We start from the raw sequence: 13,474 nt of genomic DNA on the forward strand, positions 1-13,474 counted from the left end.
TTATGCGCTCGAATGCTGGTAAAAGGATGCCCCTGCAAGGTCATCCTTTTTTATCCCCAGACCTGTTAAGCCTCAGGTACCGGGCAGCTCAAATCCCCTTCCTTGCATTTGAGATAGGTTTTGAAGGTTTCGACTCGCGCCTTGGTCAGGGCGGTGATGCAACTGCCGTAGATCAGTGGATAGACGCTACCACCTTCGACTCCCGACGCGGAAAAGTTGCATTCGGCATCGCGAAAGCCGATCCACGCTCGTTGTGCCTTGACCAACAGTTGCTTGGCCTCGGGGTTGTCTTTCAAACGTGCTGTGATTTGCTTGTACAGGCTGTTCAGCTCGTCGTCGGCGGCTTTCTTCGCCTGGGCCGCGCATTGGTTCATCTCACCCTGGGTGGTGGCATTGGCGCAATCGTCAGCTTGGGCGATGCTGACAAAAAGCAGCGGTGCCAGGGTCAGCAGCAAGCGTGGAGGCATGTTGATCTCTCCTTGAGGGGTTAAAAAATGCAGAGGAGTGTACATCGGGTCAGGCCGCTTTAACGTCACCGCACTGCCAAACCGCTCGACAGATACAACTTTCTGGTGGGCCGTGTGGTCTTACAGACCTACTGTTGAACACAGGAGGTGACCTATGCATTCATCCGATCGCATTGAAAGAAAGATCCTGCTCAAGGCGCCGCGCTCTCAGGTTTGGCGGGCCTTGGCCAATGCCGAAATCTTTGGCCAATGGTTTGGAGTAGCGCTGGAAGGCAAACGCTTTGTGGCGGGTGAACGCACCCAGGGAAGGATTACTTATCCCGGTTATGAGCACCTCACCTGGGACGTGGCGGTTGAACGGGTAGAGCCCGAGAGAGTCTTCTCGTTTCGCTGGCACCCCTACGCGGTCGAGCCTGAGGTGGATTACTCCCAGGAACCCGAAACCCGGGTGCAATTCGAACTGGAGGACATGAACGGTGGCACCTTGCTCAAGGTGATAGAGTCGGGATTCGACGGTATTCCTGAAGCTCGCCGACTCAAGGCTTTTCGCATGGACAGCCGTGGTTGGGACGAACAGATGGCCAAAATCGAGGAATTTCTGACCAAATCCTGATTCCAGCGGCTTAACCGCAGGTCATACCTGAGACCACTAGGGGTTTGCGGAAGTGCGCTATGGCAAATGTCTTACACAAGATGGTAGCTATGTCGTCTGTTTCACTTTGGATCCGACGCGTAATCTGTACCCATCCACTGAAGCACAGGGAGTGCTCAGGATCAGGGACGATCGACCTTGCCAGGATGGCTATCGACAGGGAGTCGTAATGGTCTTGGAAAAAACCCGCTTAGGCGGGTTTTTTTTCGCCTATTAAAAGCCCAGGTGAGGCTGTATAGCGAAACGCTTACAGATCGACGCTACTTTCTCGTCTTTTGCCACACCTGAGATGGGCCTAATCTGTGTCCATCCACTGAGTACAGGGAGTGCTTGGGGTCATGGATGATGGGACCAGGCATGGAATGCCAGACAGGGAGTCAAATTGGTCCTCAAAAAACCCGCTTCGGCGGGTTTTTTTTCGGCTTTGAATAAGTGTCACGATCAGGCGCTGTTGGGCTGCAACGTCAGTGCACGCAGGCGGGCGATGTCCTTGCTCGGAGAGGCGCCAAATAGACGGCTGTATTCGCGACTGAACTGCGAAGGGCTTTCATATCCCATCTTGTAGCCGATTGACGAAACGTCGCTGTTCTCCGAAAGCAGCAGCCGTCGGGCTTCCTGCAGGCGTAGCTGTTTCTGGTATTGCAATGGGCTCATGGCAGTCACGGCCTTGAAGCGGTGATGCAACGCCGAAGGGCTGAGATTGATCATCTGGGCGAGGCTATCGATGCTCAACGGCTCGGCGTAATGGTTGTTAAGCCACTCGATGGCGCGGCTGATGCGATGGGCCTGGGTGTCCGGGATGGCAATTTCATGCAAGCGTTGGCCCTGGGCACCACGTAACAGCCGGTAGAAAATCTCCTGCTGGGCCAGTGGCGCGAGGGTGGCGATATCGTCCGGGGTTTCCAGTAAGCGCAGCAGGCGCAACATAGCGTCGAGCAGTGGCACGTCGATGCGGTCCAGGAACAACCCACGTCCACTCCGTTGCGCCGGCACACCGATGGGGCTGGCGTCGGCGATCAGGCGACAGACCTGTGCCGGGTCAATGTCCAGGCGAATGCACATGTAAGGTCGCTCGGGGCTGGCTTCGATCACTTGGCCGGCCAACGGCAGCGTCACGGAGACCACCAGATAGTTGAGCGGATCGTAGACGTAGCATTCATCTGCCAGACGTACTTCCTTGCGCCCCTCGATGATCACGCACAGGCCAGGCTTATGCACCAGGTGCAGGGCTTCGGTGGGCTCGTCGCTGCGAATGAGGTTCAACGCGCCGATGGCGGTAGGGAACACTCCATTTTCCGGCGCAAAACGTTTCATCAGGTCCGCCAGTTCGGCCCGGCGCTGGTTGAGGCCGTCGTCTGGCGCAATTTGTATGGATGTGGATACCGACATGCCGATCAAATCTCCCTGGCCAAATGAATGGATCGCGCTAGTAAAGCCGATTGCGAGGCTGGCGACCAGCGTCGCTTTTATCGCTACAGGATCGTGCAAGCGGGCAAGAGGATCCGGCTAACCCCAGCCTCGGTCGCTTCCCTAATCTGGATCTGTCGAAACGCTCCCACCGGGGGCCAACACATCCAGACGAGGAAACCATCATGTCCGATATCCAAAACAAAGTAGTGGTGATCACGGGTGCCAGCAGCGGGATTGGTGAAGCCGCGGCACGCCTGCTGGCCGCCCTTGGGGCCCGTGTGGTGCTCGGCGCACGGCGTGTCGATCGCTTGCAAGCGTTGGTCCAGGAACTCGAAGCCAGTGGACAGCAGGCTATCTGCAAAGCCGTGGACGTGACCCGTCGTGACGATGTCCAGAGCCTGGTCGACTTCGCCGTCGAACGTTTCGGCCGGATCGACGTGATCATCAACAACGCCGGCGTCATGCCGCTTTCCAAGCTCGAGGCGCTGAAAGTCGAGGAATGGGATCGTATGATAGATGTCAACATCCGTGGCGTGCTCCACGGCATCGCGGCCGGCCTGCCGTTGATGCAGCGCCAGCGCAGCGGCCAGTTCATCAACATCGCGTCCATCGGCGCCTACACCGTCAGCCCGACCGCCGCCGTGTACTGCGCCACTAAATTTGCTGTGCGGGCCATTTCCGAAGGTCTGCGTCAGGAGGTCGGCGGTGATGTGCGGGTGACGGTCATTTCCCCTGGCGTGACCGAGTCGGAACTGGCCGAGAGTATTTCCGATGAAGGTGGCCGTGCCGAGATGCGTGAATTCCGCAGGATCTCGATTCCCGCGGAGGCGATTGCCCGGGCGATTGCCTACGCCATCGAGCAACCGGCGGATGTCGATGTCAGTGAACTGATCGTACGGCCCACCGCCAGCCCGTTCTAAAACGGACTGAGTCAACGTCAGAACGGCCTCTGTGACATACGGGGAAAATTTCCGTAGGCACAGAGGCCGATCCGATAGGAAGCGACTGCTACGCCAACGCCAACCGCTCCGCAGCCCGTTGGGTAATCTGCGAGCGCACTCGGAACGACTCCGCCGTACGCCGGCGGGCTTCTTCCAGTACATGGAGCGGCGCGGTATCCGGGCTCCCCGACTCGAACGGCGGGGCAGGGGCATATTCGAGCTGCAGCTGGACCAACTCGGCCATGTCCCGGTCGAACAGCTCGGCCGCCAGGGTCAAGGCAAAATCGATCCCTGCCGTGATGCCGCCACCGGTGATCAGGTTGCCGTCGCGTACTACACGCTCCTGGACGGGTGTCGCCCCAAGGGTGTGCAGCAGGCTGTGATAGGCCCAGTGGGTGGTAGCGCGTTTATCCCGCAGCAGTCCCGCGGCGCCGAGTACCAGAGAACCGGTGCACACCGAGGTGACGTATTGGGCGTGAGCCGCCTGGCTCTGGATGAACGCCAGGGTCTGCGCATCCTCCATCAGCGCCCCGACGCCCGTGCCGCCAGGGACGCAGATCACGTCGAGCTTCGGACAATCGTCGAAGGTGATGGTGGGAAGCAGAACCAGACCGGTACTGGCGGTGACCGGGGCCAGGTCTTTCCAGATCAGATGCACCTTCACGTCCGGCAATGAGGCCAGTACGTCATAAGGGCCGGTCAGGTCCAGCTGTTGGACCTGCGGAAACAATAGCAAGCCGATCTGTAATGTCATGGTGCGTTCTCCTTGTGATGATGCCCGAGAGCTGGACGACTCAACTTTAGGGCCGTAGGCTCTGGCGTACTCGCCAATAAACCCACGAATTACGCCAATATGCCCAATCCGCCGAAAACCGTTCATGTGCTGGCCTTCGCCAACGTGCAAGTGCTCGATGTCACCGGGCCTTTGCAGGTGTTCGCATCGGCCAATGACCTGGCCCGCCAGAAAGGCCTGCCGTTGCCATATGCGCCGACGGTGATCGCGGCCGGTGGCGGGGCAGTAGTGTCTTCGGCGGGCTTGGCGTTGGTGGCCCAGCCGCTGCCGAGCGAAGGTAGCGATACCTTGTTGATCGCCGGTGGCTGGGGGGTGTACGAGGCCGCGAAGGATCCGGCGCTGGTGGCCTGGGTCAAGGCGCAAGGTTCGCGTTCGCGGCGGGTAGCCTCGGTGTGTACCGGGGCGTTCCTGCTGGCCGCCAGTGGCTGGTTGGACGGAAGGCGAGTGGCCACCCACTGGACCCGTTGTGAACAACTGGCCGCACAGCATCCGCAGCTGCGGGTCGAGCCCAATCCGATTTTCATTAACGACGGTCCAGTCTGGACATCGGCCGGGGTCACCGCCGGCATCGACCTGGCCCTGGCACTGGTGGAAGATGACTTGGGTCGCGCCGCGGCCCTGGAGGTTGCCCGGCAGTTGGTGGTGTTTCTCAAGCGTCCTGGTGGGCAGTCGCAATTCAGCGTGACGCTATCGCTACAGAACCAGGGAAGTCGGTTTGACGAATTGCATGCCTGGATCGCCGAGAACCTCACCCGAGACCTGGGCCTGCCCCACCTGGCCGCCCAGGCGGGCATGAGCGAACGCAGCTTTGTGCGGCACTACCGCGCCGAAACCGGCCAGACACCGGCGCGGGCGGTGGAGTTGATCCGTGTGGAAACTGCCCGCCGGTTGCTGGCCGACACCGTTGTGCCGATCAAACGGGTGGCGGTGCATTGTGGTTTTGGCAGCGAGGAAACCCTGCGCCGCAGTTTTCTGCGGGCCATGGGCGTCACACCCCAGGCCTATCGCGAGCGGTTCGCGGTCAGCCCTCAAGCAGATCCAGCAGGGCCCTGAGCGTCGCTTCAGGCGCCTCCTGGGGAACGTTGTGTCCAACGCCGGCCAGCACCCGGCGCTCATAGAAACCGGTGAAATGGCCGGCGTCTTCGTCATGTTCGGATGGAGGCCCGACGCCGTCGTCGGCGCCACACAGGGAAATACTCGGCACACCGATGGCCGGTTGCGCCGCCAGTTGTTCCTCCAACCATTCCAGGGTCGGGTCCCCTGGTGCGTACATGAAGCGATGCCGATAGGAGTGGATCACCACGTCGACGAAGTCCGGATTGTCCAAGGACGGAGCGCTCAGCGGGTACAGTTCGGCGCCGCGTTTCCAGGTCGGTGACCACAAGCGCCAGAGCAATTCACACAACTCGCGTCGATTCTGCGTCAGGCCTTCAACGCCGCGGGCGGTGTGGAAATAGTACTGGTACCACAGGCGATGTTCGGTGGCCGGGTCCAACGGCTGGGTCGATTGGGGAATGTTCTGCAGGTTGTAGCCATCCCCGGTGACCAGGCAGCGTACGCGCTCTGGCCACAATGCCGCCACAATGCAGGCTGCCCGACCGCCCCAGTCATAGCCGCACAGCGCCGCTTGGGGGATATGCAGGACGTGCATCAGATCCAGCAGGTCCTGGGCCAGCGCCGCTTGCTGACCGGAGCGGATGATGGCCGGGTTATTGAACCGGGTCGGGCCGTAGCCACGCAGGTAGGGCACGATGACCCGGTAGCCGCGCTCGGCGAGGGCCGGGGCGACTTCATCGAAGGCCCTGGGGTCGTAAGGGAAGCCATGCAGCAGAATGACCGGCTCGCCCGAGATGGGGCCGTGCTCTTCATAGGCGATGCGCAACAGCGGCGTCACCGCGAAATTGACCTTGGAATCCAGGTTCATACCGGCCTCCGACTGCACCCGGTTGCGCTCACGCGGGTTCCTGATTCACGTATTTGGCCCGGTCCGGCGTGAAGGTCACGATCATCTTCGTGCGGGAGCAGGTCAGCGTGCGTTCCTGGGACAGGTCGATGTCCAGGTCTTCACCGCGCAGCCCCTGCCACTGGGCGAGGTATTTGAGGCAACCGAATTTTTCGTTTTTCTTCAGGCTGCGGTTGACGCCGCCTTTCCAGCCCAATACGGGCAACTCCCCAGCCAGGCAGCGTTGTGCCAGTTCCGGAAATTTCAGCGCCCGGTCGCGGCCGATTTCCCAGCACTTGATCAAGCCCTTGTCCTGGCCTTCCCAGAGCGCCTCCCGGGTCAGGCCCGTGCGGGCCGGGGTGTCGATGGTTCGTTTCACGTGGGTCATGCCTAATCCTTGAATCGGGTTTTATCGGGCAGCTCCGCTGCACCCGTAGCGCATCGATCTTAGGAGGGGTTGGGCGGGCTGGCAACCTGCGAGGCGATGGCGCGATAAATGGCTGGAGTCGGTGATGTTTTTCTTGTGGCGAGGGGATTTATCCCCGCTGGGCCGCAACGCGGCCCCTTGTAAACATCCCTATTCGTTCGACCTGACGTTCTCGGTTGCGTGCTTTTAGGACTGCTGCGCAGCCCAGCGGGGATAAATCCCCTCGCCACAATGGTGTGGTGTTCCTACAAGAAAATAGGCGAGCCGGAAATTTCCGACGAGTTCTGGCGGTTGTCGGGTCGGAAGCGGTGGGGATAGGCTTTGCCGGTCGCTGCAAAATCAGCGACCGGGCTTGGTCGTCCGGGTTTAGAATGGCGCACGGTGCCGCGAGAGCGGCTGTCTGCTTTATGGCTGGCTGTGCGTGGGAGGGCTTCGGGCCCTGCCGGGTTTCCATTCCCTGGTCGACCAACCTGCGTACAGTTCGCCACCTTCTGCTTGGTCGCGGAAATGGCGAGCTCCACTTTTGAATGGAGCTTCATCATGGTCAAGATCACCCCCAACCCCCCGAAAGCCGAAAACCTCGGCGCCTACACCACCCTCGATTCAAAAAAACTCCGCGAAGCCGCCGACCGGGCGCTGAAGGTTCACTTGTCACCGGCACCTGTGGACAAACCCGATACCCAAAACGGCCAGGTCTTCGCGGTGGTGCCGGGCCTCAACACCGAATCGGTGCTGGTCAGCCTCAGCGAAACCCTGGCCTCGGCCAATGCGCTGGTCTGTGACCTGGCGTTCGAGCTGGAGGGCTCCCGGCGGCATGTGGCGCTGGGGATTCAGCAGTTGATCGAGTTGGGGACGCTGCTGGCGAATCGTGCGCTGGATGATGTCGAAGTGGCAGGGCGCTGAGTTTTGTAGTGCAGTTGATGGCGCTATCGCGGGCAAGCCTTGCTCCCACAGGTCTGGCGGCATCCTGTGAGAACAGCCTTGCTCCCCAGGTTCGGCGGCATTCTGTGAGAACAGCCTTGCTCTCAGAGGCGCAGAGATATTCTGTGGGAGCAAGGCTTGCCCGCGATGGAGGCATGACTGACACTCCTCACGGCTGCCAGTGATTTTTCTCCCCGCTCAGCTTGCGATCCAGGAAGCTGGCGGCGCTGATCAGTGCCAGGTGGCTCAAGGCCTGGGGCGTGTTGCCCAGGTGGTAGCCGTGGCTGTCGAATTCTTCGGCGTACAGCCCCAGCGGGTTGGCATAACGCAGCAGTTGTTCGAATTCCAGCTGGGCTTTTTCCACGCGGCCAGCCCGGGCCAGGCATTCGACGTACCAGAACGAGCATGCGACAAACGAGCCCTCGCTGCCGCTGAGGCCGTCGATCGGATGGTCGTCGTTGCGGTAGCGATACACCATGCCGTCGCGCACCAGGTGTTTTTCAATGGCGTCCAGGGTGGACAGCCAACGCGGATCGCGGGCGCTGACGAAGCGCACCAGCGGCATCAGCAGCATCGAACCGTCAAGGGCAGTGCTGCCCAGGCACTGGACGAAATGCTGGCGTTCGTCGTTCCAGAAATGCGTCCAGATGTCGTTGTAGATCGCCTGGCGAGTCTCGTCCCAGCGGGTGAACGGCGCGGGCAGGGAGCGTTTGACGGCGAGGCGGATGGCGCGGTCGACGGCCACCCAGCACATGAGCCGCGAATGCAGGAAATGTTGCTTGGCCCCGCGCATTTCCCAGATGCCCACGTCTTTTTCCTGCCAGATGGCGCAGACCTGGTCGATCACGTCGACGGTGTGCTTCCAGCCTTCATGGGAAATCGCCTCGCCGTACTTATTGACCAGGTACACGGCGTCCATCAGCTCGCCGAAGATGTCCAGTTGCACCTGTTCGTACGCCAGGTTGCCGATGCGCACCGGCTGCGCATCGCCGAAACCCTTCAGGTTCGGCAACTCGGTTTCCGGCAGTTCCAGCCGGCCATCCAGGCCGTAGAGGATATTGAGGCGGGTGGGTTGTTCGCGACAATCGCTGACCCGACCCCGCAACCAACGCATGTAGGCGTTGGCTTCTTCGACGAAGCCCAGGCGCATGAACGCATAGACGGTGAACGAGGCGTCGCGGATCCAGGTGTAGCGGTAATCCCAGTTGCGTTCGCCACCACGGCTTTCCGGCAGGCCGAAGGTGGCGGCGGCGAGAATGGCGCCGTGTTTGCGCGAGGTCAGCAGTTTCAACGCCAGGGCGGAGCGGTTGACCATTTCCCGCCAACGCCCGCGGTAGTTGGATTGGCCGATCCAGCCGCGCCAGAACGCCAGGGTCCGTTCCAGGCACAGGGCGCTGGCGTCGTCAGTAAGTCTCGGATCATCGATGCCGCCCAGCAAGAATTCAGCGCTCTGGCCTTGCTGCAGGGTGAAACCGGCCACCGCCGCGTTGCCTTCCAGGGTCATGTTCTGGTCCGAACATAAACGCAGGCTGGGTTGTCCCGGTGCCTCGAAGCAGATGTCGGCGTCCTCCTGGCGAGCGGTGGTGGCGGCCCGGGCGTAGTCATGGCGTACCGCGCAGCGCATGCGAAACGTCGCCTGACCGACCGCCATGTGCACTTTGCGTATCAACACCGGCCGATCATCCTCGCTGTCGCCGATGGGCAGCAGGTCGGTGATTTCCACCACCACGCCATCGCTCAGCCAGCGGGTTTGCAGGACGTTGGTGTCGGGCAGGTAGATCTGCTGGCGACGGGCGTCCGGCAAGTCGGGAGCGAGCTGGAAAATGCCCGCTTCGGGCGTGTCCAGCAGTGAGCAGAAAATCGACGGGCTGTCGAATTCCGGCCAGCAGAAAAAATCGACGCTGCCCTGGTCGTTGACCAGCGCGGCGGAGCGCATGTCGCCGATGATGCCGTGGTTCTCGATAGGGCTCTGGGGTTCGTCATACTCAGCCATTGCCACGAAACCCCGGATAAAGGCTCATCCCGCCATCGATGAACAGCGTCGTGCCCACCACATAGTCGGACAGGTCCGACGCCAGCCAGACCACCGCGTTGGCGACATCTTCCACATCCCCCACGCGACCATAAGGGATCAACTCCAGCAGCTTTCGCCCCTGTTCGCCTTCGGTGGCTTCTCGATTGATGGCCGTGCGGATGGCTCCGGGAGCGATGCTGTTGATGCGGATGCGCTGGTGGCTGATTTCCTGGGCCAGGGTCTGCATCAGTTGGTCGATACCGCCCTTGGACGCCGCGTAATTGACGTGGCCGGCCCAGGGGATGCGTTGGTGCACTGAACTCATATGGATAATTTTGCCGGCGGCCCGGGATACACCTTGGCGGATACCCTGGCGGTTGAAAATCCGCAGGGCGGCGCGGGCGCAGAGGAACTGGCCGGTGAGGTTGACGCCGATCACCGTGTTCCAGTCGTCCAGGGTCATGTCGACGGCGGCGGCATCTTTTTGCAGGCCGGAGTTGGCCACCAGGATGTCCAGCGTGCCAAAGGCGTCCAGCGTCTCGGCGAACAGTCGCTCGACGTCCTGCTCCTTCGACACATCGGCGCCAATGGCAATGGCGCGGCCGCCGTTGTCGTTGATTTCACGGGCAAGGTCTTCGGCCGGACCGGCGCTGGAATGGTAATTGAGCACCACGGTGGCACCGGCCGCCGCCAATGCCCTGGCCGAGCCGGCGCCGATGCCGGAACTGGCGCCGGTGACAAGGGCGACTTGTCGGGCGAGAGATATCTGCATGGTTCAGCACCTTGAATGGAGGGCCTTACCTGCTGACTGGTGCGAGACGTTTGGAGTTCATTTGCAGAACGCAAAAGCAGTGTGTCTCGCCTCCCGTTACCAACCCCGCCCTGAATTCACCCAGAAATTCACCGACAGCGATGTGGACACCGACTCCACCTGGTGGAACCAGCCTTCGGGCAGGAACAGCAGGTCCCCGGCCTCCAGTGTGATGCGCATGAACGTCACGTTCCGGGCATCGGGAAAGCGCTGATAATCCGGCGCGTCCGGGTTGAAGTCGCAGCCGTCCAGCCCGCCTTGGGGCGCCGTGGACCAGGTGCCCAGGGCCTCGCGATGATGGGGGGCGGCAAGGATGAAGCTTTTGCGACCCCAGACTTGGGCGAACAGGTTATCGGTGTCGTCGCGGTGCAGCGGCGTGAGGGTGCCCTTGGGACCGATCCAGATGCGCGGCGGAATGAACAGCGACGGGTCGAAGTAGGGCGGGTATTTGATCTGTTCCATCAGTTGCGCCGGCAGAATGTTGTTCCCCATGTAGGCTGGCGGTTCGCCGTCGGCGTCCTTGGGGGCCGGGTTGTCGAGGGAAGCGATAAAGTCGGCCATGGACGTGGAGCGAAAGTCCCGTTCGGTTGAGAAGGTCTTTTTCACGTAGTCGCCGTGGCGGGTGATGCCTTGCAGTTGGGCAAAATGTACCAGGGACTCTTCGCGGCTGAGCTTGAACAGCGGCCAGTCCTGAAGCGCATCGCTGATGATCAGCGGAATGCCATGGGGCAGGTAGCGCGACTGGAACTCCTGAACCGACAACTCGCTGCGCGGGCGGCGCTCCACGCTGCGCTGGGTAGGCAGGCTGGCGGTGAGTCTTTCGCTGAAGCGCGGTGGGGTGGGGTAGCGTTTGTTCATGTCGACCTTTTCCGCCGCGCCAGCGCCGCGACGGGCATGCTCGATGATCTGCGGCAGCAGGGTCGCCAGCCCCATATTGCCGCCAATCTTCAAGCGACCGCTGGCGAACAACTCCTCGACGTTCGCCATACCGGCCATGATCCCGAGAAAATCCTGCTCCGCCACCTCGATGGTCACGTCGGGGCTGGTGTGCCGGCCGGCCTCGGTACGACTGCTGGCCTTGACCTCGGACCAGTACGCCTGTTGAGGCCCGAACACGAATTGGAAAACGCCTTCGATACCAACGGCGCCGGCATTGGCGAATAGTTTGCCCAGGATGGTGTGCAGGTCCACGGCGGTCACTCTTGCTGTTTTTGGTCTTAGCAGATGACGAGAACCCGGCTCAACAATTTAGTCTCGGCTAGCTACGATAAATACCCGTGGAAACGGCAACAGCACCGAACCGTCGTCCAGCGTCGGGTACGCCTGTTCGATCGCCTTGAGGTACTGCTCCAGATATTGCTCACGCTGCGCCTCATCCAACGGGTCGAGGAACGGTCGCAAGCCACTGCCCTTGAACCACTCCACCACGCCCGCCGCGCCATCAGCCAACGGATGGTGGTAGGTGGTGCGCCATACGTCGACGCGGGCGCAGTGGGGCTTGAGGATCGAGTAGTACGTACTGGCGTCTTCCACTTCCGTACGCGAGTCCGCCGCACGGGCCAATTGGCTGGCCCAGGGGCCGCTGGCGGCGATGTCCCGCATCAGGCGATGGGAGGGTTGGTGGAGGGTGTCGGGCATCTGGATCGCCAGGCTGCCGCCCGACGCCAGCTTGTTCACCAGTGACGGCAGCAACGTGGCGTGATCGGGCAGCCATTGCAGCACGGCGTTGGCAAAGATCACGTCGAACGGGCCGGCTTCGTCCCATTGGCCGATGTCGGCGGTGTCGAACGCAACGGCGGGCAAGCGTCGGCGGGCAGCCTCGACCATGTCGGCGGAGCTGTCCAGGCCGCGCACCGTGGCGTCGGGGAAATGCTGCACCAACAGTTCGGTTGAATTGCCGGGGCCGCAGCCCAGGTCGATCACCGAGCGCGCCTGCGTCGCAGGGATGGCAGCGAGCAGGTCCCGGGCCGGGCGGGTGCGTTCCTGTTCAAACGTGACATATTGTTTGGCGGACCAGCTCATGACGGGCTCCTTCAGAGTGGGCAGGACGAGGTGCCGCCAGTATAGGAGCAGTCGATATAAGATGGCGCGTCGACGGCGCATGTGACTAATTCAATGTATTGCCATTTCGTTATCTTTCATACACCACCGTTCGGAGAAAACTGCTGTGACCCCACTGACCCTGCTGTGCCTGCCTTATTCCGGCGCCAGCGCGATGGTTTACAACCGCTGGCGGCGCAAGTTGCCCGAATGGCTGCGCGTGCAACCGGTCGAGCTGCCGGGACGCGGGGCGCGTTTCGCCGAGCCGTTGCACACCGACATGGGCCCGCTGGCGCTGCAATTGGCGCGGGAGCTGCGCCCGACGCTCCAGGCTCCCTATGCCCTGTTCGGTCACAGCCTGGGCGCATTGCTGGCGTGCGAGATCGCCCATGCCTTGCGCGAGCTAGGCTGCCCTGAGCCGGTGGCGCTGTTTGCCTCGGGCACCGCTGCGCCGACGATGCGGGCCGATTACGACCGTGGCTTTGCCGAACCGAAGACCGATGCCGAACTGATCGACCAGTTGCGTACCCTCAACGGCACGAGCGAGGAGGTGCTGGCGAACGAAGAACTGATGGCGCTGACCTTGCCAGTCCTGCGGGCGGACTTTCTCATGTGCGGTCGTTTCCAGCCCAGGGTGCGGCCACCGCTCAACTGCCCGGTACATGTGTTGGGCGGCACCGCCGACAAAGCCACCACTGAACAGTTGATCGGCTGGAGCCGGGAAACCTCGGGCAGTTTCTCCGTGGATATGCTGGCCGGCGGACACTTCTTCATCCATGAGCATGAGGTCAGGGTGCTGCGTCTGATCAAGGAGCAACTGAGCGTGCATCATCGGCGCCATGGCTTGGCGATCAGCGCGTGATTTGATGCCCAGGCATACAAGCCTGTGTGGGAGCGAGCCTGCTCCCACATGGAGTATCTGCATCGTTTTCAAAATCCTCGTTCCACCCCTCTTCTGACACTCATTCTCAAACGCTAATTTTTCCGGTCTGCATTCGTTTTAAAGGGACGACTTGCCTTTGTGCCTTGTGCCCACTGATCCCGGATACCTAGAAA

14 protein-coding genes are annotated in these 13,474 nt (G+C 61.5%); 5 read left to right on the forward strand and 9 right to left on the reverse strand.

Going from position 1 to position 13,474, the window contains the following annotated elements; all coding sequences use genetic code 11:
* Positions 1-65 precede the first annotated feature (65 nt).
* On the reverse strand, positions 66-467 hold the full coding sequence (locus tag LCU97_RS22730) for a lysozyme inhibitor LprI family protein (protein ID WP_232777842.1): 402 nt from the start codon (positions 465-467) through the stop codon (positions 66-68).
* A 154-nt stretch (positions 468-621) separates the two neighbouring features.
* Here LCU97_RS22730 and LCU97_RS22735 point away from each other — a divergent pair, with 154 nt between their 5' ends.
* On the forward strand, positions 622-1,080 hold the full coding sequence (locus tag LCU97_RS22735; RefSeq protein ID WP_053147458.1) for an SRPBCC family protein: 459 nt from the start codon (positions 622-624) through the stop codon (positions 1,078-1,080).
* A gap of 480 nt (positions 1,081-1,560) precedes the next feature.
* Here the strand turns inward: LCU97_RS22735 and LCU97_RS22740 are convergent, their stop codons facing one another.
* Positions 1,561-2,508 (reverse strand): AraC family transcriptional regulator, encoded by a 948-nt coding sequence (locus LCU97_RS22740; RefSeq protein ID WP_232777843.1) that lies wholly within the window; start codon positions 2,506-2,508, stop codon positions 1,561-1,563.
* 203 nt (positions 2,509-2,711) lie between these two features.
* On the opposite strand from LCU97_RS22740, the gene LCU97_RS22745 reads away from it, so the two are divergent.
* Entirely contained in the window at positions 2,712-3,449 is a 738-nt protein-coding gene (locus LCU97_RS22745) for an SDR family oxidoreductase (protein WP_232777844.1), read from the forward strand.
* An 88-nt stretch (positions 3,450-3,537) separates the two neighbouring features.
* Here LCU97_RS22745 and inhA read toward each other — a convergent pair whose 3' ends face one another.
* A complete protein-coding gene (gene inhA, locus LCU97_RS22750; RefSeq protein ID WP_232777845.1) occupies positions 3,538-4,224 on the reverse strand; it encodes an isonitrile hydratase in 687 nt (228 codons plus the stop codon).
* Positions 4,225-4,323: 99 nt separating this feature from the next.
* Between inhA and LCU97_RS22755 the strand changes: the two genes are divergently transcribed.
* On the forward strand, positions 4,324-5,316 hold the full coding sequence (locus LCU97_RS22755; protein ID WP_232777846.1) for a GlxA family transcriptional regulator: 993 nt from the start codon (positions 4,324-4,326) through the stop codon (positions 5,314-5,316).
* On the opposite strand, the gene LCU97_RS22760 is transcribed toward LCU97_RS22755, so the two are convergent.
* Both LCU97_RS22760 and LCU97_RS22765 read right to left on the reverse strand, forming a co-directional pair.
* Positions 5,285-6,187 (reverse strand): alpha/beta fold hydrolase, encoded by a 903-nt coding sequence (locus LCU97_RS22760; protein WP_232777847.1) that lies wholly within the window; start codon positions 6,185-6,187, stop codon positions 5,285-5,287. The two genes, LCU97_RS22755 and LCU97_RS22760, sit on opposite strands and share 32 nt — an antisense overlap.
* Positions 6,188-6,215: 28 nt before the next feature.
* Positions 6,216-6,593 (reverse strand): hypothetical protein, encoded by a 378-nt coding sequence (locus LCU97_RS22765; RefSeq protein WP_232777848.1) that lies wholly within the window; start codon positions 6,591-6,593, stop codon positions 6,216-6,218.
* Positions 6,594-7,172: 579 nt separating this feature from the next.
* On the opposite strand from LCU97_RS22765, the gene LCU97_RS22770 reads away from it, so the two are divergent.
* Positions 7,173-7,535, forward strand: coding sequence for a DUF6124 family protein (locus tag LCU97_RS22770; RefSeq protein ID WP_053147472.1), 363 nt, complete (start codon positions 7,173-7,175; stop codon positions 7,533-7,535).
* Between the two features lie 187 nt (positions 7,536-7,722).
* Here the strand turns inward: LCU97_RS22770 and LCU97_RS22775 are convergent, their stop codons facing one another.
* From LCU97_RS22775 to tam, 4 genes are all read right to left on the reverse strand, one after another.
* Positions 7,723-9,546, reverse strand: coding sequence for a glycoside hydrolase family 15 protein (locus LCU97_RS22775; RefSeq protein ID WP_053147474.1), 1,824 nt, complete (start codon positions 9,544-9,546; stop codon positions 7,723-7,725).
* The gene (locus LCU97_RS22780; protein WP_053147477.1) at positions 9,539-10,339 is read right to left on the reverse strand and encodes an SDR family oxidoreductase; all 801 of its coding nucleotides are present in this window, start codon (positions 10,337-10,339) and stop codon (positions 9,539-9,541) included. Before LCU97_RS22780 ends, LCU97_RS22775 begins: the two co-directional genes overlap by 8 nt.
* Before the next feature lie 96 nt (positions 10,340-10,435).
* Complete coding sequence (locus LCU97_RS22785) at positions 10,436-11,569, reverse strand: cupin-like domain-containing protein (RefSeq protein WP_053147480.1); 1,134 nt, start codon at positions 11,567-11,569, stop codon at positions 10,436-10,438.
* Between the two features lie 57 nt (positions 11,570-11,626).
* Positions 11,627-12,400, reverse strand: coding sequence for a trans-aconitate 2-methyltransferase (gene tam / locus LCU97_RS22790; RefSeq protein ID WP_232777849.1), 774 nt, complete (start codon positions 12,398-12,400; stop codon positions 11,627-11,629).
* Between the two features lie 145 nt (positions 12,401-12,545).
* On the opposite strand from tam, the gene LCU97_RS22795 reads away from it, so the two are divergent.
* Complete coding sequence (locus LCU97_RS22795) at positions 12,546-13,280, forward strand: thioesterase II family protein (protein WP_053147484.1); 735 nt, start codon at positions 12,546-12,548, stop codon at positions 13,278-13,280.
* Positions 13,281-13,474: the final 194 nt, after the last annotated feature.

Origin of the sequence: Pseudomonas uvaldensis (genome assembly GCF_021271205.1) — a bacterium.
Classification (GTDB): Bacteria; Pseudomonadota; Gammaproteobacteria; order Pseudomonadales; family Pseudomonadaceae; genus Aquipseudomonas; species Aquipseudomonas uvaldensis.